Consider the following 22013-nt stretch of genomic DNA (forward strand, 5'->3'; position numbering starts at 1 on the left):
TTTTCCTCTTTTATTTATTATTTTCTGCATTTTGCTCTTTCTTATACTCATTAGTATCATAAACTTTGAAAAATGGATACCAAATGCAAAAAGAAATAGCAAAGACAATCAGTGTCAATAATATCGAACCAATATGAGGACTTACTAACCAACTACCTATTGGAAATGGAATATACCATAACTCGTTAACCGCTGAAGGAAGAGCTGTAATTCCAAGCTTAAGCGCTATCCAAACCACTGCTGGCAACACTATACCATTAAGCCACATAGGCAGCATTAAGTATGGATTCCAAACAATGGTTCCAAAAACAGTTGGTTCATTGATGTTAAATAATGCTGGTGCGATACAAGCTTTGCCCAATGCTCGTAACCTTTGTGACTTTGCTTTTAACATCATTAGATTTAAAGGCATAGTGCACCCTGTTCCTCCCCACCATAAAAAGCCAACAAAAATGACTTCATAGGTTACAATAAACTTTGGATCATGACCATGAGAAACTAAAGTTGCATTTTTTTGAATAGCTTGAATAAGAAGTGGGGTAATAATAGGTGTGAAAACCCAACTTGAAACACCCATTGAATAAAAGAAACAATAAATAAACATTACAAGGATAAATCCTGGCAAAGTTTCTAAAACTGTTCCAAGAGGAGAAAACGCACTAGAAATTAGTTGATATAAATTAAAACTAAAAAGATCAATTACTACCCACCCAACTGCAATAATTAAACCAATTGGAAGCATTGAATCAAACCATGCGGTTACAAAATCGGGTATAACAGTATCTTCACTGAAAAATGAAAACTTTCCAAAAGCATTCATTATAATACCAACAATTACACCACAAATCATAGCAACAAACATACCGCCAGCACCAAAATAACTAAAATTAAGTTTTGCAATTGAATTCGAGTTAATAACCGGATGTATCATCATTAAAAATAACGCAACCGATGTCAAACCTGCAATTAGACGCTGTTTCTTTAATTTTTTTCGTTCCATTAAATTAAATGGAACCAAAAACGCTACAAAGATGGAAATTAAGCCAAAAGTGAAACTACTTATCGGGCTAAAATCAGGCCACCACTTCCACCAATTTCCTGGAATACTTAATAAACTAACTAGTGATCCGACCAAAATAAACGGCAGTGTTTGTAAAATTGAATCTTTTAAAACGTTTATCCAAGTATTTCGATTTATAATTTCAGCTTTAGGAGCAAATTTCTTATTTAAAAATTCAATGAAACCATTCATTTTTTTCACCTCAAATTATTTAATACTAAATATCAAGTTCCGAATTTAAATGATCTATAGCTGCCTGACCGTCTAATATTGAATAATAATCGGGCTTCATTAAAATGACCTTAACCTTGTCTGGTACTTGTTCCTTAATATCATCAATTTCCGATTTCAGGTGTGGGCCAACCATTAGGGCATCAATTGAATCTGCATAATCAGCTAATTCTGATTCACTCCGCGCCTTTATTTCATAATTCAAACCTTTTTTCTTGGCAGCTTTACGCATATTGGCTGCCATAAAACCTGACGAAGCACCAGAACCACAAATTAATAAAATACTTTTTCGTTCACTCATTAAAATCATCCTCCATTTCTTTTTCAGCTTTATAATATAGCGCTTACAGTAAGCTATCAAACCTATCTTTGCACTGTTAAAGTGCAAAAATATATTCAAGCAATCTTTTTTCAAAACAATTGCTTGAAACAAATAATTGCTAGTTAATTTATCATTTGTGAATCTTTATGCTTTTTAAAATTAGTCAAAAACGCCTATATAAAAGAATTTCAATAAGTTTAAATTAAAAATTGGTATCTAATATGTGTTTATTTTATCAAATAAAAGGAGTATATTTGAACATTGTGAAGTGTCTATTTAAAAAGATTTGGAGAGGAAGATTTTATGTTGATTTCTTGGTGGGGTGCTCTTTTAGGATTGCTACTAGCAATTATTTTGATCCTAAAGAAGCTCAATCCGGTATATTCACTTTTTCTAGGTGCCATTTTTGGCTGTTTGATTGGCGGAGCTGATTTAGTTCAGACGATCAATATTCTAACTAAGGGCTCACAAAATGTAATGGGAACTGTTTTACGAGTCCTGGCTGCCGGAATGTTAGCTGGTGTCATGATGGATTCTGGTGCAGCTGATGTGCTAGCACGGACGATCGTTGCAAAATTCGGCAACAAAATGGCAATTTTTGCCTTGACATTTGCTACAATGCTGATTACCGCGGTGGGAGTTTTTATCCCTGTCGCCGTTTTGATCGTTGCTCCGATTGCCTTAGAGGTTGGTGAGCGGTTAAAAATATCTAAACTCTCGCTACTGGTTGCTTTATCAGGTGGCGGCAAAGCTGGCAATATTATTTCACCAAATGCCAATACGATTGCCGCTGCTAAAGGCTTTGGGTTACAATTAAGTCAAGTAATGATTGCTGATTTTATTCCGGCAGTCGTCGCTTTATTAGTTGCCGTAGCTACTGCTTCATTGATTCGCGAAAAAGGCTCTGCCGTTAGCCAGCATGATTTGGAACTGATCAGCGAACCCAAAAATAAAAAAAGAAAAGTTCAGCCAACTTTTGCTCAAGCACTGGTTGCACCAATTATTGCAGTTGTTTTATTACTATTAAATCCAATTGGATCGATTTTTCATCTTGAATTTCTAGAAAAGTTCAACTTAGATGCTTTATACGTTTTGCCATTAGCAGCTGTAATCGGGGCTTTAGCCATGCATCAAGGGAAAAAATTGCGGGAGTTTGCTTTGAGCGGTGTTTCGAAAATGACCGATGTAGTTTTGATTTTAATTGGTGCCGGTGCAATCGGTGCGACCATTACCTCATCAAATCTCCCGGAGATGTTGATCCAAGCAATTAAATCCAGTGGCTTGTCTGGAACATTGTTAGCACCAATTTCAGGAATCTTAATGGCTGCGGCTGCGGCTTCAACTTCTACCGGAGTAATTTTAGCAACCGGTTCATTTGCCAAAGCAATTCTCGGTTTTGGCGTAGCACCTTTAGCTGCTGCTGCAATGGTTCATACTGGAGCGATCGTGATCGACCAACTGCCACATGGTAATTATTTCCATGTTACTGCTAATGCGATGCATATGGACATTAAAGAGCGATCAAAAGCGATTTTGTATGAAGCCTTAGTTGGTGGATCAGCAATGTTGACTGCCACAATCCTCTATGGCTTTTTGCACCTTTAATCGTTAAAATTGCTTGCATCGTTAATTTTTGAAAGGAGTCGCAAATGAAATTTTTAATTGCTCCAGATTCTTTTAAAGGTTCGCTAACAGCTAAAGAAGTTGCTGAAAGCATTTATCAAGGGCTGATCAAAGTCTTCCCAACAGCTGATTATCAGTTAGTCCCAATGGCTGATGGCGGTGAAGGAACAGTCCAGTCCTTGATCGATGCCACTCACGGAACCAAGATCCATTGTCAAGTCCATGGGCCACTAAAACAAGGTGTTGACGCTTATTACGGAATTTTAGGAGATTCTCAAACCGCTGTAATTGAAATGGCCCAAGCCAGCGGAATTCAGTATGTGACTGATCAAACACATAATCCGCTGATTACTACCACTTTTGGGACTGGTGAATTAATTCTTGATGCTTTGAATCATCACGTCAAGCGGATCATTCTCGGAATCGGCGGCAGCGCAACTAATGACGGCGGAGCTGGTATGGCTCAAGCTTTGGGAGCTCGTTTACTGACCAAAAACGGACAGCCAATTCTGCTTGGCGGCGGCAACTTAAACCAACTTGATCATTTAGACATCTCACAAGTCGATTCGCGGATCGCTAAAACGGAAATCTTGATTGCTTCGGACGTGACCAATCCTTTAACTGGCAAAAACGGTGCTTCAGCCGTTTTTGGCCCGCAAAAAGGAGCAACCGCCACCATGGTCAAGCAACTTGATGCCAATTTGCACCACTATGCGACCATCATCAAACGTGACTTGGGAAAAGATCTTGAAATGCTACCGGGGGCGGGTGCAGCTGGCGGCCTGGGAGCAGGTTTATTAGCTTTCACCAATTCGACCATGAAAAAGGGAATCGAATTAGTGATTGAATACAGCGGTTTAGCCCAAAAAGCTGCCGGCACACAATTTTGCTTCACCGGTGAAGGAAAAATTGATTTTCAAACTAAATTTGGCAAAACTCCATTTGGTGTCGCGCAGACAGTTAAGAAAATCAATCCAGCAGCTGTAGTGATCGGGATTGCCGGCGGGATCGGCAATAATTTATCAGACCTCTATGATAACCAGATTTTTGATGCAATTTTCTCTTCTCCCGCTGGTGCGAAAAATCTTCAACGAGCATTCGCCGATTCAAAACATGATATTCAACAAACTGCTGAAAATATTGCTCGTTTAATCAAAACTGTCAAACAACATTAAAAAATCAAGGGTGCTTAACTCAAGTTGATTGTTTGAGTTAAGCACCCTTCTTAATTTAATTATTTCTGATCCTATTTACTCAGATAAGCTTCTTTGAAATTAAAACTGACACCGGCTGAATTGTAAATTACTCCCTTAACTTTTGATTTGACTAAAGTTGCTTGCGTTTGTTGATAAAGTGGTGCGACGCCCTGATCCTTCATTAATATCTTGGCAGCTTGCACCATATCTTGCCAACGCTGTGATTTATTAGTTGCATCTGCTGTCCCTGAAGCTTTGATCAACTGATCATATTGATCGTTTTTCCATTTGCCATCATTATATGAGTTATCAGAGGTAAAGAGCTGTAAGAAAGTGATCGGATCACTGAAATCTGCTCCCCAACCTGAAAGTACTACTTCAAAATCACCATTTTCAGAGCGCGTTAACCGAGTCTTAAACGGCACATTCGAAACAGAAACATTTGCCCCTGGTAAGTTTTCTTCAATTTGGCTTTGAATATACTCAGAAACACTTTTAGCAATATCAGTATCATCAGCTAATAAAGTAAAGTCTAATTTCTTGACCCCGAGTTCTTGGAGTCCTTCCTTCCAAAGCCGCTTTGCCTTATCTTTATCATATGAGATACCAGCTGATGTCTTAGCCGCAGTTGCAAAGTCCTTTCCCTGATAACTGGCCAAACCGCGAGAAACAATTCCCGGAGCAGTTGTTGAACCGTCGCCTAAAACCTTTTTGACTAATTGTTGACGATTAATCGCCAATGAAATTGCTTCACGAATTTTTTTATTCTGGAAATTCTTTTGCGTTTGATTAAACTCAAGATAAGAAATTCGTGATTCTTTGCGCGGTGTAAACTCTTTTGAATTCGAAAGCTGCTTTGCTTGTTCTGCATCCAATAAAGTTTCATCTAGCTTGCCGCTTTGATATAAATTGTAGCTGGTAGAAGTACTTTTATTGACTTTAAAATTGATTTGACTTAATTTAACATTTTTCTTATCCCAATAGTCTTGATTTTTCTTTAGACTCCAATTCAGATTCGAGCCAGTCCACCCCTTCATTACAAATGGTCCATTGTAGACTGAATACTTCGAAGCTGTCCCATACTTGCTGCCATATTTAGTAACCGTTGTTTTATTTTGTGGGAAGAAAACTGGAAATCCCATCAATAATTTAAAATAAGGAACATGTTTTTCCAATGTTACAACTAATTTATAATTTCCATCAGCTTTGATACCCAGAGTAGTTGGTGATTTTTTGCCTGCAACAATCGCATCAGCATTTTTGATACCATCAAACAAATAAGCATACTCAGCTCCAGTTGATGGAGTGACTGTTCGCCGCCACGAGTAAACAAAATCATGTGCAGTAACTTTTTGACCATTACTCCATTTAGCGTTTTTACGCAAAGTAAAAGTATATTTTAAACCATTATTGCTGATTTTAGTTGTTTTGGCGATTCCCGGTTCAATTTTACTATTTTTACCAATTCGATAAAGACCCTCATTAGTGTTGTTCAACATATCAAAACTAATCGTGTCTGTTGCCGTCGAAATATTCATCGTCGGTAGTTCAGAAGATTCATCCCAGTTCAAAACCTGTTTGTCCGCAATTTCCCCAGAACTGTTTGTTGATTTACCACAAGCAGACAAAGCAGTTAAACTAATTATGCCAATCAGTGATAACCAAAATAGTTTTTTTCGCCCCATAAACTAATCACTCCTTTTCATTTAGAGTAATACTAAAGAAAAAGAGTTAGCAAATCAAGACAAACTATCAATTTTTTTAACAATCAAGTTTTTTTGATTCAATATTCTTTTTATCAAAGTTTAATATCTAATAAAAATTGTTTTATAATACAAATTTTTTAAATCATTACTTTGATTAAACATTCCATTTAATTATTCATAGTTCTCCAAAACACTGGCCAGTTTTTGTTTTCGCTAAAGAATGAGGCTCCGAAATCTTAACTCATGATATTTTTGACTAATGCAGATTTGCTTTTAATCCTTGAGTACACTCTTTTTCTAGCTTTACAGCGTTCTTTAAATATTTTGTTACTGATAACAATTCGAAACTATCTCTATCATTCATATTTTTTAGTAACTAGGATTAAAGTAAACTTAATGTACAACTATAATCTTCTATTTACATGTTAACTAAAACCTGATAACCTAAATTTAGCTATCAGGGGGGAATAACAATAAAAAAACATAATTATTTAACTTGGTGCCAGTACAATAATTTAAGAAAACATTTTTCACATATTGGCAGCTTTGCATATTGGCCAAAAAATCATCATGGAAGCAACTCGGACCCAATTATCGCTAAATCTGAATCAGAGTATTTTCAAAAAGGCTTAAATAAAATTCTTCATGCTGATGCAGTTTTTGTTGGCAGCAATTTTGGAGTTCCTAAAAGCCTAAGCCGGCTAGTAGCTTCAGGGAATCAGCAGCTAGTAATTCCTAAGTATAAAGAATTAAATTACCTTAGCAATCAGTATGGCAGTTGCTATGGGAAAAAAGGACTTTATCCATTTTTTGTCAATACTTACCTCGAAGGGGCTTATATGACTGACTTATATAAATTTCCTGCAAATGATACAAGTTGGCAAGCTTATGGAATTCCAACTAAAACAATGCATGAATTAACATCTGCAATGTTAGCTCATAATATTGCCGGGCTTTCTTATGAATTAAAGACAGTCATCGGTGTTAAACAAGATCCAGTTTTTATTCTTTTAGGAAAAAGTTTCCCATATTTCACTAAAAGCAAAAGCTTACTAAAAAAAGAATTCCCTGAGTCAAATATTTATCAGTACTCGCACTACCAAAGATATGCTTATTCAAAAAAGGATTTCTCACAAGAAGCCAAAGAATTGCTTGTTCAAATGCAAAGTGACGGCTTAGATGTTTTTTGAACACTCAAATTTAAAAATATCTTTAAATCTGATTATTTAGTTTAATCTAGGGAAGTTGTAGCAACTTAATTTCTAATAAAGTTTTGAATCATTATTCGACTGAAAAGCTTGAAAGGCTTTAATTGTTATCGATCGATCATATTGCCGTAAATTTAGAACTTTTGGATCCTGACAATTTTTTTGAATAAACTGATAAATAAAATCATCTCGAAAACCAATTTCTGCAGCATCTTGTGGTGTATTTCCATAGTAAGCTGTCTTAATATTCGACCAAATAATTGCTCCTAAACACATTGGACATGGATAAGCATTCGTATAAAGCTCACAACCGCTAAGATCATGCGTGCCTAGCTTTTGGCAAGCTTGTCGGATTGCAGTAATTTCTCCATGGGCTGAAGGATCATGGTTTTGTAACACACAGTTATGCGCCTGTGCAATAATTTGGTCATTTTTAACGATCACCGTTCCAAATGGACCGCCAATTTGTGTACCAACATTACTAAGAGCTTCTTGGGCAGCTATTTCCATAAATTTTCTTTGATAAGACATTTTCTTTCCTCTTAACCTAAAAAATTTCGTTTGTCCTTAAAAAGGGCTTTTTAATCCTTTTTATATTTTACTTTTTTCTTCACATCTGTCAATGTTAAAATGTTTATACTAATGCTTAAAGCATCTTAATGCCTTTCAGATATTAAAAAAGTCTTCTTTATTAAGAAGACTCTTTTAATTTAAAAATTAGTTGTTTTGACTTAACAATCGTATAGCTTCTGTCCGTCTACATAAGTTCCTCAAAGGGTCAGTGTTGTTTCATTTAATGATACATCCATTGCACGCTATGTTTCTCCCTCCTTAAGTTGTATTCGCGTGGAAACTGAAGAAATGGGAGCTACAGCATTACGTTTATTAAAAACGACCTTCTTTGATTCGGAAAAAAGGAACCATATTCCACGCAAAATTACGATCGGAACAAGTTTGGTATTACGAGAAAGCAGTTTAAAATGATTAGTACTGTTTTAACCCTTTAATAGCTTCCTGGTAATAATAACGAACTTCCAAAATGAAGACTTTTAGTCTCTTTTTGGAAGTTCGTTTGATGCATTATATCAACTAATTCTATTTTGAAAATGACTACTTTTTAATACATCAAGAAGATAAGCCACTAATTCACAATAAATAACTAAATAAATAAAGTAGATCTCAAAATTATATTCTTATTAAATTAAGCTATTACTTTCTTTAATCTTTCCTAAACAACTTTATTAAAATAATATTTGACATTCATTGTTAATGATTGCACAATTAATTTTGGAACAATATTATTTTTAGGAAGGTGATCTTAATGGTACTAGTAACACCTGATGTTGAAAAAAGAAATGTCTCACGTTTGTTTACTCCAACTTCTATCGGCAAGCTACAACTTAAAAATCGAACAGTCATGGCTCCACTTGGCCTAGTTGGTTATGGCGATAGTCAAGGTGGCTTCAATAAAAACATTCAGGAACTTTATATTCGCCGAGCAAAAGGCGGTGTAGGTCTAATTACTGTTGGTCTGGTCGCCGTTGACTACCAAGATTTTGTTGATTTGACCCTTCCCTGTCCAATCTATAATCCAAATGATTTCACTAAAACTTCAAAGGAAATGCTTGAACAAATCCATTATTATGGCACCAAAGCTCTTTGTATGATTTCAGCTGGTTTTGGCCGCTCAGCATTCCCTGGTTCAGTCAAACAAAATTGGGCCCCTTCTGAACAGGAAAATCGTTTTGACCCTAAGATCAAACACCGAGCAATGACTAAAGCAGAGATCCAGCAAACAATTGAAAACTTTGCGCAGGGGGCAGCAATTTGCCAAGCAGCTGGTTTTGATGGTGTTGAGATCCATGCTGTCCATGAAGGCTACTTGCTGGATCAGTTTACGATTGGCTTTTTCAATCATCGCCAAGATGAATACGGCGGATCGCTTGAAAATCGGCTCCGTTTCCCAGTTGAGATTGTCCAGGCCATCAAGCAGCGTTGTGGTGAGGACTTTCCGGTAACTTTGCGTTTTTCACTTAAAAGTTTTATTCGTCATCTCCGTGAAGGCGGGCTCCCTGGCGAACACTTTGCAGAACAAGGCCGCGATCTGGCTGAAGGTCTCCAAGCAGCCAAATATTTAGCGGCTGCCGGTTATGATATGTTGAATGTTGATGCCGGTACTTATGATGCTTGGTTTTGGAATCATCCTCCAATGTATTTTGAGAAAAAAGGGATCTACAATGAATTTGGTGCTAAAGTCAAAGAGGCGATTGAAATTCCAGTGGCGGTCGCCGGACGAATGGATGATCCCGAAGCAATCAATGCTGCATTTGATGCCAAAATCGATTTGGTTGAATTTGGTCGCCCACTATTAGCTGATGCTGATTTAGTCAATAAGATCAAGGCTGATGATTGGGAAGATGTTCGCCCTTGCATTTCCTGTCAAGACGGCTGTTTGTTGCGGTTAAGTCAAGGAATGCCTTATTCATGTACCGTTAATCCAGAAGTTGGTCACGAAGCTGAATACCAACTACAAACCCCACTCGTTAAAAAGCACGTTCTGATCATCGGCGGTGGGCCAGCCGGAATGGAGGCTGCTTATATTTGTGGACTTCGCGGTCACCAAGTAACTCTCTTTGAAGCAACGAATCAACTTGGCGGTGCCTTAGTCCCTGGTTCAAAACCAAGTTTCAAAAATGATGATTATCAACTAATCATTTGGTATCAAAAACAGCTAGCTCGGCTTAAAAATGTCACGATCAAGCTCAAGACAACAGCAACTAAGAAGGACTTTGATGATCCTAGTTTTGATGTAGTGATTGTTGCAACCGGCGCCAAACCAGTCATTCCTGACTTTGGCAGCTCGGCAATGGTAACAGCTGAAGAGGTTTTGCTGAATAAAGCCAAAGTTGGAACGCATGTTACTGTGATCGGCGGCGGTTTAGTTGGCTGTGAAACAGCCCTTTGGTTGCAACGTCAAGGTAAAAAAGCCACTGTAATTGAAATGAGCGATCAAATCTGTGGCGGTCCAAGTGCTTCCTGTTTTGCAAATTGGCAAATGATGGCTGAATTGTTGCCATATGAAGGAATTAACGTGGAATTAAAGACAAAAGTTGACCATATCGATGGCACTAAAGTCGTTGCAACAGATCAAAACGGTCAAGTCAAAGAATTCAACGGTGATTCAGTCATCTGCGCGATCGGTTATCGCTCAAATGATCCCTTCTACAAGCTGCTCCAAACTTCTGATAAAGAAACCTACTTGTTTGGGGATGCTGTCAAACCTGGAAAAATCATGGATGCAGTTTGGCAAGCCTATTATGTTTGCAAAGATCTTTAATCACTAAAAGGTAAAATTCATTTTAATAGACTGTAAAAAGATGGCTGTCCGATAAATCGGGTTAAAAGCGTTCTTTTACGGTCTTTTTTTGATTCTTTCGAGAAAATTAACTATAGTTTTTTGTTAAATTTCTAACGGCCTAATAATCTTTTCCAACTTATAAAATCAAGTAAGTCAGTATCGTTTCGGAATTGAAGCTGCATAATATCTCGCCGAATTCTATTTTTATAAGTCAAAATCAATAATTCTTCCTGTTTCGTTTGGCAGAGCTTATATACTGGCAGTTCAATCTGGTGCAATGAGTAAATTATTAAAATCAATAAATTTAATTTTCAATGCCATTATTAGATACCGCCCCTTTCATTCTTAATTGATAATTACGCAAATGATTTCAAAGGATACCACTTTAAATAAAAAATCAGCCAAATTTTCGGCTGATTTTTTAAAATAATTTTTAAATCATTATATGATGGACACTTCTAAGTAAAATTGTCAATAATTCTTTTCTTGTCATCTTGTAATTTCAATTCGATATTTTTGATAGTCCTTAATAACTTCGCTGACATATAGATCCAAAAGGGATAAGCCGTTGATTCCTTCTACCAGAAGTAAAGATTCAATAAAACCTTTCCTTGTCCAAAAAGAACAACTAAGATTTTATCGACAAACATGAAACTCAACAAGCGTTCGAAATTCCCAGTCTTTGTTTAATAGCTTTTATCGTTCTTTAATTTAAATTTAAAATCTTGAATCAAAACCGGCAAAGTTTGATTGATCTGGCCAAATCTTTTTTCTAAAAAATCAACCTATCCAAAAGACATGCTTACCAGCAATGCTTAGTGAAAGACTGCCTATAATAATTGATTATTTTCATTAAGAGTGACTTCAACTGGAATTATTATACCCAAATAAACATAACCGGAAATTTTACTATAAAAAATGCCTATATTTAAGGCACCTTTTTGTCATTAACAAAATAGTTTCATTGTAGAATTTGTAAAAGATCTTGTTTTGTCAACTTAGTACTAGTAACTTTTTGATTATTCAATAAATTATCCGCTAATTGTTTTTTAGCTGCCTGTAGCTGCAAAACTTTTTCTTCAATGCTATTTTTGCTGATCAAAGAATAGACATTCACTTTATTTTGTTGTCCAATTCGGTGAGCTCGATCAGTTGCTTGATTTTGAGCAGCTAAGTTCCACCAAGGATCAAAATGGATCACCACATCAGCTCCGGTCAAATTTAAGCCAGTCCCGCCAGCTTTCAACGAAATCAAAAAGACAGGTGTCTGGTTCTGGTTAAATTTTTGTGCTAAAATTGTTCGTTGCTTTTTCGGAGTACTGCCGAAGATTTCATAATATTCCAGCCCATGCCGCTGCAAATCGGTTGCTAAAAGCTTTAAAAGTGAAACAAACTGTGAAAAAATTAAAACTTTATGACCATCGTCGATTGCCTGTTGCACCAGCTCCATACAAGCCAGTCGTTTGGCAGAAATCCGGTGATAATTATCATAGACTAAAGCCGGATCGCAACAAATTTCTCGTAACCTAGTCAATTCGGCTAAAATTTCAATTTTACTTTGATTAAATTCTTGCTCCGATTGATCTTCAACTTGCTTTTTCAGTAAACTAGTTTGAGCACGATACAAAGTCTGCTGCTTGCTTTCCATCTCAACTAAGTAAAGTTGCTCAGTTTTTTCCGGCAAATCCTTGAGTACCTGACGTTTCAAGCGTCGCAGAATAAATGGTGAAACAAGCTGATTTAGTTTTTGCTGAACGGCAGTTTGCTGATCTTTGATAATTGGATTTTCATAATGACTGCGGAAATCATGATAAGTGCCTAAAAAACCTGGCATCAAAAAGTCAAAAATGCTCCAAAGCTCACTCAAGCTATTTTCAATTGGCGTTCCAGTTAAGGCAAACCGGATTTGACTCGACAGTTGCTTGACGGCTTTAGCTGCTGATGTCCGAGGATTTTTAATATACTGAGCTTCATCGATGATTTCAAAGCCAAAATCAACTGCTTGATAATGTTTCAAATCTCGCTTCAACAAATCATACGAAGTGATCGCAATATCGGGTTTAGTTTCGGTTAAAGCTTGCAATTGCGCTTGCCGTTCATTCTGCGAACCTGCAAGCAAAATGACCTTTAACTGCGGAGCAAACTTGGTCAATTCTGCTTGCCAATTATAAATCAAAGAAGCAGGCGTGACGATCAGTGAAGTTTTAGGGACAACAAATTTTTCCTGCTGATTGGCCAATAATAATGTGATAACTTGCAGCGTTTTGCCCAAGCCCATCTCATCCGCCAAGATTCCACTAAAATGACTAGCTGTCAATGTCCTAAGCCACTGGTAGCCGGCGAGCTGATATGGTCGCAAGGTTGCCTTTAAGTGAGTCGGTAAAGAAAAATGCTGTTGTTGGATCTTTTCGAACTGTTTGACCAACTGTTCAAATTGTTGGTCGGTCTGTAAGTCAAGCTCAACCTGATTGCTTTTCAGATACTGGTTCAAAAAGAAAGCATGGTTTGCTCCTAATTGATTATCGCTAGTAAATAATTCAGCCGCTGGCAGCTGCAGATCATGTTGCAACTTAGAAACGGTTGCCAAATTCCCAGCCGCTAAATTGACGAAGCTGCCATTTGCAAGCCGATAGAACTTCTTTTTTAATTGATACTGCGAAAATATCTGCTGCAATTCAGTTGGTGAGAAATCTTGATTGCTGAATTTAAGATCTAATAAATTACCTCGTAACTTTACGCCCACCGAAACCTTCGGAGCTGACTTGACTGAAATTTTTTTAAGTGCGGCGGATACTTTAACTGTCCCGTACGCTTGCAATTTAGGAATTATTTGAGTTAAAAGTTGAAATAAATGTTCATCTGAAAATTCTAAGCGATAGTTTTGATTCTTTGAATCTGTTTTAGAAAAAAATTCTATCAAATCAGCTTGCAGTTTTTTCTCACGCCGACTAACATGCAACTGTAAACTGTCAGCTTGTTCTAGTAAGTTTTTAGTTTCCTGCTGTTTGTTGACCCATACTTGGCAAGTTAAAAACTCTTCATTCATATCAAGCAAGAAAGTAAAAGTTTCTTCAGTTGGCATTTCAGTAGCTGTCAATGTTGGCTCGATCACCTTAATTTGGGGATCCTGGCGCCACTGCGGTAACTGATCGTAGTAAAACTCAGCCAAATTCTGCTTGCCAATCGTAATGTCTTCCAGCTGACCTAAATGATTTTGTTTAATTAAATATTTGAAAATACTCTGCTGTGGCAGTGGGATACAATAGAAGAATTCTTCTTCTGCCAAATAGGCCGCCTTTTCCCCTAAATACAAGGGCGGCAATTCAAAAGCAATTTTTAAGCCTTGAAAATTATTTTGCTCATCGTAAAGCTTCTTCAGCTGAATTTCTAAATTAAAATGGCCTTCTATCAGTTTTAAGGGCATTGGTTCATCGAAATGATCACTTTTGAAAGTTATCGTTTGTCCACTAAAGGTCTGGAAAAAGTCATCCAAAGCGGCTGGCCCTAATAAAATGGCACTTGAACCGTAGCCAGTCAAATCAAAAAGTGAACCACCTGCCTGATATTGATTAAGTTGGTTTTTCAAATCAATCAGTGGCTGCAAATTGCGGCACAAAAAGTGATACAACGGCAATGAATCGCTGGTTATCTGAGCGACAGCTAAAGTCAGCATTTGCTTTTTACCCAAACGAACCGTTGCCTGCTGTTTGAAGTCTTTGATTAACTGAAACAAATCCTTAACTTGATAAAGTCTTTTACCCGTTTCACCAATTTTTAAACGCAGCAACAATGAAGTATCTTGGTAATCAATTATTTCTGGCAATAAAGAGATTGACTGTTTTGGCGCAGAATTAATTAAGCTTGCTTGATTCTGTTGAGCTTTCATTGCTTGCCAGTCATCTAGCAAGTTCAAGCCAGCAAAATTAGTGAAATCTCCTGGATTATTTGCCAAAATTTCATCAACTAGCTGTAACAACAGAATAACCGTATGTTCACAAAAATCACCAAATCGATGGCAAAGATTACAGTTCAGATCAACGATTCGATCACGTTTAAGCGTTAAATTAGCTGAAATATGATTTGAAGTTAGTCCAGATGCTTCGATCATTTGTTCGTAAGGTCGATAAAAGTCTTTGCTAAATTCATCTTGAGAAAACTTCAATCTAAATTTGATTGCAGTAAAATTATGGCTTTTCTTTAAAGCAAGTGCTCGTTGAAAAATTTCATCCTCGATCCAAACTTTTGCCAAACTCGTATTTAAATCAAAGTAATAAGCAGCGGTCAATTGTTGTTTGACTTGAGCTTTTAATTTTTTCATTAATTTGTAGCTTGTTCGCTGCTTTTCAAAAATACTAACCCCATTTGGACTATCAGTATTTCTCACCAAATTCTGAGCCGTTAAAGCGAAGAAAACCGCTGCCAAGTGTTTGCAGGGATCACCTTGAGCTGCATAAGGACAAGAGCATCCTATGCCTAGCAAGTCACCATTTTTAGCAACTCTGATCCGAACACGGTATTTGCGACTGCCATGAACAAAAGCTTCCCAAATTCGTCGATCTTGGTTAAAATGTAAGCTCTTAACTTTTCTTTGTTTAAAATACTTTTCCCCGCGTTTTAAAATTGTCGGTGCAAAAATATTTTGCCATTTATCCATATTGGTTCTCCTATTAATTTGCAAGTTTATTGAAGCTGCCTTTATGATAACATCAATTAAACGAAAATTATAAATTAATTAATGCTGAAAAGCTAGTCTAAAAATTTAAAAAAGGTTCCCATTGCTAGCTTTAAAAGTTAGCAGTGACAGCCTTTCTAATATAACTAAGCTCTTTAAATTTCAATTTAAAAAAGCTACTTTAACAATGTGAATCAAATAAAAATACTAATGAACTCTTGGATGAATACTCACTTAAAGGACAGCATGAATTGGCTAAAGCTTGATTAACTAGTCAATTTGGCGAGCTGTTGTGTTTTGAAGTCGAAGCTGATGAAGAAAAACTGTCAACAAACAAAACCTATTTTTGCTTTTGAATATGAAAACAGTTTGTCTAATTATAAAAATAATGATTATCAATTGAAATTTTAATCAACCTGAAATGTCAAATTAAGTTAGAAAAAACTCAGTTGCTTATCTGTGATATTTTTCATAAATACCTCAAGTGGTGTTTTGTAATTTAATAATTTTCTGAAAATATGATTACGCCGACTACTACGGCCTACAGCGGACTTGCACTGCTTACTTATCATCCATGCCGGGTGCACTTAAAAAAGCCAACTGTTCTTTTAAACAGTTGACTTGCTGAAAACATTTTTAAACTGCCGCTAAAAATGACTAAATAGAAAAAACTAATTTGCCTGCTTTCCAAACTGACTTTGGTTGATGTGAAAGTACAGATAAATCCTCGACTGGATTACCAGCGATTAAAACCAGATCAGCATCATAAGCAACCTTGAGCTCACCCTTTTTCCCAGCAAAGCCAGCAATTGCTGCAGAATCTTTAGTAGCCTGAAGTAAAATATCAATATTTTTCATTTTGGCATATTTCTGGCGATATTGAAACTCAATCCCTTTTGCATATTGTTTCCCATCTGGAGCAGAATCAGTTCCAAATCCTAGCGTAACGCCTGCCACATAAGCTTGACTTAAAATACCACTAGTCTGTTCAAGCATTGGCTGCAACCGACTCAGCCAAAATTGGCGTTCATTTGGCTCAGTTTGGCTAACAAACATGGCTGATAATGTTGGAATCCAAAAACAGTTTGGAGTTTGTACTAATAAATTTAACGTTGCTTGGCTCATGTAAGTACCATGCTCAATTGTTCTGACGCCACATTCAATACAATTACGAATCGCCTGATCAGCATGGGCATGTGCTGCAACATATGAATTTGCTTCAGTTGCTGCGCGAACTGCTGCAGAAATTTCTTCCTTAGTCATAATTGGATTAAGCGGAATTCCTGTTGGATTAAAAGCTGATCCGGAAGCATAAATTTTAATGAAATCTGCCCCGTAAGCAAATTCTTTACGAGCTGCTTTAACAAAAGCCCAGGGACCATCTTGAAAATAATCAAGCTCATCGATCCCACTATTTTTTTCTTTAGCACTTGTGCCAAGAATCTTACCTGCAGATAAAATTGTTGGACCATTTATGCTCCCTTGTTCAACCATTTCTTTGACGTATTGCGAAATGCGGTACTGTGAACCACAGATTCGCACAGTCGTAAAACCATGTTTTAAGTAACAATTCGCTTGCTTGGCTGATTTAACTAGCATTTCCAAAGGCTCACCTTGACAGTCGGCGCTAAAGCCTAGTAAATCTAAATGTGTATGCAAATCAAAGAAACCAGGTAATAAGGTCATCCCTTGGCAATTTATGGCATTAGCAGGAATTGTTGTTAATTCGGTTGCTGAAACCATTTTGATTTTGCCAGCTTGAATTTCAAGATAGCCGTGTTCAGCCGAAACTCCACCAGAAAGTTCTGGTAAAAGTCGAATATTATATAAAATCATTTGCCAAACTCCTTAAATCGAACCATTCTGTTTAACAACAATAAATTATTTTGTGATATAAGCAGTTTTTAGGTCCCAAATATCGCTGGTATAAACTACACCATGCACATTGCTGCGAATCAGCCATGGATCAACCATATAGAAGAGTGGGGACCATGCCTCATCTTTAAGAGCAACACCTTCAGCCTGAGCTAATAATTTATAACGTTTAGTTGTCTGGCTTTCATCAGATGCTTGAGTAATCAATTTATCATAATGCTTATTTGACCAGCCACCATAATTAAATGAACCATTTGTCACTAATCCATCAAGAATTGAAGCAGGGTCGTTGTAATCACCACCAGTAGCAACTGACAAAATATCGTAGTCGGCAGAGGAAATTCGTCCCATTAGGGCTTTGGCGGGCAAGTTTTGAACCTCAACACTAACATTTTTCAAGTTCATTTCAAGCTGTGACTGCAGTGCCTCAGTAACTTGTTTGTTCAAATCACTATCACTAGCGGTCAGCTTAAAACTAACTTTGCTAACTCCTAACTGTTTTAATCCTTTGTCTAAATATTTCTGTGCTAACTGTTTATCAGCCGAACTTTGATTGTAACTTTTGGCCGAATTCGAAATTGTCGTAATATAATCTTTTCCATTTACTTTGGTTAAGCCAGTTGGAGTAATAGTTTTAGCAACTTTGGAAGTTGGTCCCAAGACCTTAGTTAAGCTTTTTCGACTGATAGCTAGTGAAATTGCTCGTCTAATATTTGAGTTTTGCAAGAATTTATTTTTTGAAATATTAAATATTAAATAATTTGTTGAGCCAGGTGAATACAAATGGTAAGCTGAATTATTTTCCAAATTTTTTGCTTGATTAGAATCAAGACTGGTCGCATCAAGTTTTTTAGATTGATATAAATCATATGAAGTTGATGTTGTCTCTTGAACGCTCATATTGACTGTTTGCGTTTTAACCGCTTGAGCATCCCAGTAATTTTTATTTTTAACTAGTTTCCAGGTGTTCTTCCCACTATTCCAATTTTCAACTTTGTAAGGTCCATTGCTTAACACATATTTTGAACTTGTTCCATACTTTGAACCATATTTCTTAACAGCTGTTTTGTTTTCAGGAAAGAAGTAGGTTTTAGCCAGTAGTTGGTCAAAATATGGAACCTTTTTTTCAAATGAAACAACTAATTTGTACTTACCAACTGCTTTTACTCCTAAAGTTTGCGCACTCTTCTTGCCATTCACAATGGCATCAGCATTTTTAATGCCTGAAAAAAGATACCCATACTCCGAACCTGTTTTAGGATCAACTGTCCGCTTCCAGCCGTAAACAAAATCTTGAGCTGTCAATGCCTGGCCGTTGCTCCATTTTGATTTTCTTAAAATATAAGTTCGTGTTAAACCATTTTGAGAAACCTTTTCTGATTTCACCAAGGCCTTTTCTAGCTTGCTATGACTGCCATAACGAAAAAGTCCTTCATTACTATCAACAATTTGTGATTCAGAAGCGGTATCCATTGGTAATGATGGATCAAGCGTTGTAATTTCAGAAGTTTGCATCCAATTCAAATCTTTTTTAGTTGAAGCAGTACTTGATTTCGAAGAATTTGAACAAGCTCCCAAAAAAAGCGTCAATGTTACGATCACTGAATTTATAAAAACAGTCTTACGTAGTTTAGCATTCATCTTCTCACACCCTAAATTTTATTTTTTGATACTGCCAACAAGCTGTCTTTGACCCTCGAGCAAGATAACTTAAAGCAATTTGTTGTCCTTGACGATCAACTACAACATTGGTCAACATTTTAGGATCTTCCATCGTATTCCAATCTGAATCATATTTAATGATTTCATCCCCATTTTGCAAACCGGCTTTTTCAGCATTTGATCCAGGTATTAAACCATGGATTATTGATGGTATTTCAAAGCGGACAGTTGAATCAAATCCCTGTTCCTCTTGCGGTACTTTTCCTTCAACTAATTGATAAGCTGGAGAAAATAAGTCTTTCGGCGGAAGCATTAATCCTGCACCCAAAGCTTTATTGATAATTTCAACCGCCTTTTGACCGCCCAGTTTACTTACTGATTGTTTAAAGAAATCAAAAGTTACTCTTTGACCACGTGAAGTCTTGCTGGCAATTTCAATTTGGACATCATCAAGTGATTTGGCTTGATGAGTTGCCCGTTTAATTTGAGCATCCAGCTGTAGCATTAATAAAACTCCACGTCCGTAAATTGCACGTAAAGCATAGGTCTGCTTCCAACCAGTAGCAAAATTATTTAAGCAATTTTCAGCACGCAATGGATTAGAATAATAAGCACGCAGCTTATCATTTAGCGATCCCAACCACGCATCTTTTTTGCCAAAAGTCCGTTGACACATCATCCCAGCATAATAATCCGCAGCACCTTCATCATAAAGCAGCCCATAAGCATCTTCGTTTGAGTCGCCGCTAAATACTAGCCAATTATGAACTAGTTCGTGAGCCAAAGTATCATCTACTTCAGTAACTGAATCAACTAATTTGTCACCGAAACCAAAGTAATTAGTTCGACAATAACCTGTTCCAGTTGCCTGAGCACGAGGAGTCGGATAAATGATCATCACAAATGGTTCCGAGGCGTCATTGAAAAAATTTTGCATGAAATTGAAAAGTTTAAAAATATGTTTTTTTAATTGATCGAGAAATTTAATATCATGATCTAAAGTTACTATTCGCAGTTTGTGATCATTGTCATCTGAAATGCTAAGTTTGCCAAAAGCAAAAAATAAATTTTTTAGCTCAGAACTCGAACAATAACGGCTAAAATCATTCTTTGACCAGCCGCAAATTGCTGAATCTTCTGCTGGTAATTGGCTTAAATCATAGTGGAGGTGATACCAGGCCCAATCAGTTGTTGGTAATAAGATAAACATCAAAGCTGCTACTGTAGTACCTGTATCATGCTGCAAAAAGTTCATTCCAGGATCTCCATGATAAGGATCTCGGACTTGACTTGTTAATTTGCCAATAACTTGCAAATTGCCAGTGACTGCTTGGTCAAAAATGTACCTTCTCTCCACACCGTTGGCTCCTTGAACCTTCTCAAAATGATAAGCTACATTTTGACCACTGCTTAGGAACTTCAAGGTTTCATGATCATATCGTGCTGAAGGACAAGTTGCAACCGATTCTGGTAAAGTGTCGAACAAATCGCCTGCTTGATACTTTACGGTTTTAAACTCAGCGATAAATTCAAGCTGATGCGCTTGATCAAAAGGTTTTAAAGTGATTTTAACTTCTCGCTGACGAAGCTTTTGAATTGCCCTTTGCAGATTTTCCAATGCCTTGGTCATTACACTTTTAGAAATGGCCAAGTTGATCCGCATAAATCCAGCTTGATTTAAATTAAAATTGCGACCACTTTCTGGCAAGAATAAGGCTTGTTCCGTTAAAAACTTCAATAAATTAGGATCCGACATCTTCCAAGCTCGCCAATCAGCCCAAGTAATATAACCACCTTCTAATGGTGTTAACTTAACTTCTGGCAAAATCAACTTAAAAACTTTGCTTAATTGCCGATAGTTGCTAGCAATCAAAGTAGATACTTCATCCTTCCAAGCTGCACCTGCTGGCGTATAAGCACCAAGAACTGCTGCGCGAACAAGTGGATCTAAGCTGCCATAATGATCTTGAGTACGTTGCTCAGTAAATTGCTGGCGCAACTTTGAATCCTTGATCAATATAATTGCATGATTGACTCCAGTAAAATTAAAAGTTTTCCCTAATCCGATGGCTGAAATCCCATTATTTTTACCATTATTTATTAAACAGTACGGATAAACATCATGTTGGTCAAAAGTATAATCAGCAAAAATTTCATCGCTAAAAACCACTACTTGATATTTAATTGCTAAGTTAGCAATTTTTTCAAGATCCTCTTTTGACCAAACTTTTCCCAATGGATTATGTGGATTACAGAGTATCAATAATTTATTTTTAGGATCAGCCATCTTTTCAGCTAAATCGACAAAATCAAGTGCATATGTGCCATCAGCATTATGCTTCAATGGGTTAAAAACTGTCTTTCGCTGAAGTCGATCAGCTGCTTGCTTATAACGTTCATAAATTGGCGGTTGAACAATCAGACAATCGTCTTTGTTTTTCAGCGTCATTCTAATGCAAGTTGCTACTGAAAAGATTGTTCCTAAAGTCGGCACGATCCATTCTTGGTCAATTGGATGTTTTCTTTGGGTTTTCATCCACCAAGCAACCGCTTGACGATAATGTTCATCACAGAGCGTAAAACCAAAAATTCCCGATTTAGCAGTTTTAACAATTGACTCAACAACCACTGGAGCAGTTTTAAAATTCATTTCTGCTGAACTAAAAGTTGGTAAATGTGCAGCACGTAAATTTTCAGGTTCTAGTTTATATTCTAAATTTCCAATATCATCCCTTTTTACTTGCGTTTCCAAATCAAAATTTTCCATAATCGTTGTCCTTCTTTTTTGCCAATTAAGCTTGGACTAAATTGAAATCATTATTTCAAATAAATTGTCATCCTGACAAATTTAGGCCATTATTACCAATAATTAACATTCAAGCCCCGAAAGATCACCTCTTAAAATAATAATATTTTTCTGAACATGTTAACTGGAATGTTCAGTTGTCATTATATTATTTCCTAATATTAGATTTGTCAATCTGATTTTTAATTTTTTTATAATCTTAAACTTAGAAAGCAAAATAACTAATTATCGTTTTAATATTGGTTGACAAACTTCGAAACTAAGAATTATTCTTTTACTGAGGTATTTAAAAAT

General features: G+C 36.6%; 13 protein-coding genes and 1 pseudogene. 5 read left to right on the forward strand and 9 right to left on the reverse strand.

Going from position 1 to position 22013, the window contains the following annotated elements; all coding sequences use genetic code 11:
* Positions 1 to 10 precede the first annotated feature (10 nt).
* Both KH893_RS05355 and KH893_RS05360 read right to left on the reverse strand, forming a co-directional pair.
* Positions 11 to 1252: a PTS sugar transporter subunit IIC gene (locus KH893_RS05355; protein ID WP_281165119.1), complete on the reverse strand. Its 1242-nt coding sequence runs from the start codon at positions 1250 to 1252 to the stop codon at positions 11 to 13.
* Between the two features lie 25 nt (positions 1253 to 1277).
* Positions 1278 to 1592 (reverse strand): PTS sugar transporter subunit IIB, encoded by a 315-nt coding sequence (locus KH893_RS05360; RefSeq protein ID WP_281165120.1) that lies wholly within the window; start codon positions 1590 to 1592, stop codon positions 1278 to 1280.
* 324 nt (positions 1593 to 1916) lie between these two features.
* Here KH893_RS05360 and KH893_RS05365 point away from each other — a divergent pair, with 324 nt between their 5' ends.
* Together KH893_RS05365 and KH893_RS05370 are read left to right on the forward strand one after the other, a co-directional pair.
* Positions 1917 to 3218 carry a GntP family permease gene (locus KH893_RS05365; protein ID WP_281165121.1) on the forward strand — a complete coding sequence of 434 codons (1302 nt, stop codon included), beginning with the start codon at positions 1917 to 1919 and terminating at the stop codon, positions 3216 to 3218.
* A 44-nt stretch (positions 3219 to 3262) separates the two neighbouring features.
* Positions 3263 to 4411, forward strand: a complete 1149-nt coding sequence (locus KH893_RS05370; protein ID WP_281165122.1) for a glycerate kinase family protein — start codon at positions 3263 to 3265, stop codon at positions 4409 to 4411.
* 71 nt (positions 4412 to 4482) lie between these two features.
* Here KH893_RS05370 and KH893_RS05375 read toward each other — a convergent pair whose 3' ends face one another.
* Entirely contained in the window at positions 4483 to 6117 is a 1635-nt protein-coding gene (locus tag KH893_RS05375; protein ID WP_281165123.1) for a peptide ABC transporter substrate-binding protein, read from the reverse strand.
* An 860-nt stretch (positions 6118 to 6977) separates the two neighbouring features.
* On the opposite strand from KH893_RS05375, the gene KH893_RS05380 reads away from it, so the two are divergent.
* Complete coding sequence (locus KH893_RS05380) at positions 6978 to 7328, forward strand: hypothetical protein (RefSeq protein WP_281165124.1); 351 nt, start codon at positions 6978 to 6980, stop codon at positions 7326 to 7328.
* 72 nt (positions 7329 to 7400) lie between these two features.
* Here KH893_RS05380 and KH893_RS05385 read toward each other — a convergent pair whose 3' ends face one another.
* Positions 7401 to 7877, reverse strand: coding sequence for a nucleoside deaminase (locus KH893_RS05385; protein ID WP_281165125.1), 477 nt, complete (start codon positions 7875 to 7877; stop codon positions 7401 to 7403).
* Positions 7878 to 8153: 276 nt separating this feature from the next.
* Here KH893_RS05385 and KH893_RS05390 point away from each other — a divergent pair, with 276 nt between their 5' ends.
* Together KH893_RS05390 and KH893_RS05395 are read left to right on the forward strand one after the other, a co-directional pair.
* Positions 8154 to 8330 (forward strand): substrate-binding domain-containing protein, encoded by a 177-nt coding sequence (locus KH893_RS05390; RefSeq protein WP_427859932.1) that lies wholly within the window; start codon positions 8154 to 8156, stop codon positions 8328 to 8330.
* A gap of 337 nt (positions 8331 to 8667) precedes the next feature.
* On the forward strand, positions 8668 to 10683 hold the full coding sequence (locus KH893_RS05395; RefSeq protein WP_281165126.1) for an oxidoreductase: 2016 nt from the start codon (positions 8668 to 8670) through the stop codon (positions 10681 to 10683).
* A gap of 982 nt (positions 10684 to 11665) precedes the next feature.
* On the opposite strand, the gene KH893_RS05400 is transcribed toward KH893_RS05395, so the two are convergent.
* The 5 genes and pseudogenes from KH893_RS05400 to KH893_RS05420 all read right to left on the reverse strand — a co-directional run bounded on the left by KH893_RS05400 (position 11666) and on the right by KH893_RS05420 (position 21680).
* Positions 11666 to 15358: a DEAD/DEAH box helicase gene (locus tag KH893_RS05400; RefSeq protein WP_281165127.1), complete on the reverse strand. Its 3693-nt coding sequence runs from the start codon at positions 15356 to 15358 to the stop codon at positions 11666 to 11668.
* Positions 15359 to 15810: 452 nt separating this feature from the next.
* Positions 15811 to 15912, reverse strand: a pseudogene (locus tag KH893_RS05405) (IS30 family transposase); the annotation flags it as partial.
* Positions 15913 to 16033: 121 nt separating this feature from the next.
* Positions 16034 to 17212 (reverse strand): metal-dependent hydrolase family protein, encoded by a 1179-nt coding sequence (locus KH893_RS05410; RefSeq protein WP_281165128.1) that lies wholly within the window; start codon positions 17210 to 17212, stop codon positions 16034 to 16036.
* A 45-nt stretch (positions 17213 to 17257) separates the two neighbouring features.
* Complete coding sequence (locus KH893_RS05415; RefSeq protein WP_281165129.1) at positions 17258 to 18892, reverse strand: peptide ABC transporter substrate-binding protein; 1635 nt, start codon at positions 18890 to 18892, stop codon at positions 17258 to 17260.
* Positions 18893 to 18896: 4 nt separating this feature from the next.
* Positions 18897 to 21680, reverse strand: a complete 2784-nt coding sequence (locus KH893_RS05420; RefSeq protein ID WP_281165130.1) for an aminotransferase class I/II-fold pyridoxal phosphate-dependent enzyme — start codon at positions 21678 to 21680, stop codon at positions 18897 to 18899.
* Between the last annotated feature and the right edge of the window lie 333 nt (positions 21681 to 22013).

The organism is Liquorilactobacillus sicerae (assembly GCF_029916425.1).
In the GTDB taxonomy this organism is placed as follows: domain Bacteria; phylum Bacillota; class Bacilli; order Lactobacillales; family Lactobacillaceae; genus Liquorilactobacillus; species Liquorilactobacillus sicerae.

Coding starts and splice junctions, on each gene's coding strand:
- KH893_RS05400 (WP_281165127.1), bottom strand. CDS start 15,358: ATGGATAAATGGCAAAATATTTTTGCACCGACAATTTTAAAACGCGGG.
- KH893_RS05370 (WP_281165122.1), top strand. CDS start 3,263: ATGAAATTTTTAATTGCTCCAGATTCTTTTAAAGGTTCGCTAACAGCT.
- KH893_RS05365 (WP_281165121.1), top strand. CDS start 1,917: ATGTTGATTTCTTGGTGGGGTGCTCTTTTAGGATTGCTACTAGCAATT.
- KH893_RS05420 (WP_281165130.1), bottom strand. CDS start 21,680: ATGGAAAATTTTGATTTGGAAACGCAAGTAAAAAGGGATGATATTGGA.
- KH893_RS05375 (WP_281165123.1), bottom strand. CDS start 6,117: ATGGGGCGAAAAAAACTATTTTGGTTATCACTGATTGGCATAATTAGT.
- KH893_RS05415 (WP_281165129.1), bottom strand. CDS start 18,892: ATGAATGCTAAACTACGTAAGACTGTTTTTATAAATTCAGTGATCGTA.
- KH893_RS05360 (WP_281165120.1), bottom strand. CDS start 1,592: ATGAGTGAACGAAAAAGTATTTTATTAATTTGTGGTTCTGGTGCTTCG.
- KH893_RS05410 (WP_281165128.1), bottom strand. CDS start 17,212: ATGATTTTATATAATATTCGACTTTTACCAGAACTTTCTGGTGGAGTT.
- KH893_RS05380 (WP_281165124.1), top strand. CDS start 6,978: ATGACTGACTTATATAAATTTCCTGCAAATGATACAAGTTGGCAAGCT.
- KH893_RS05385 (WP_281165125.1), bottom strand. CDS start 7,877: ATGTCTTATCAAAGAAAATTTATGGAAATAGCTGCCCAAGAAGCTCTT.
- KH893_RS05355 (WP_281165119.1), bottom strand. CDS start 1,252: ATGAATGGTTTCATTGAATTTTTAAATAAGAAATTTGCTCCTAAAGCT.
- KH893_RS05395 (WP_281165126.1), top strand. CDS start 8,668: ATGGTACTAGTAACACCTGATGTTGAAAAAAGAAATGTCTCACGTTTG.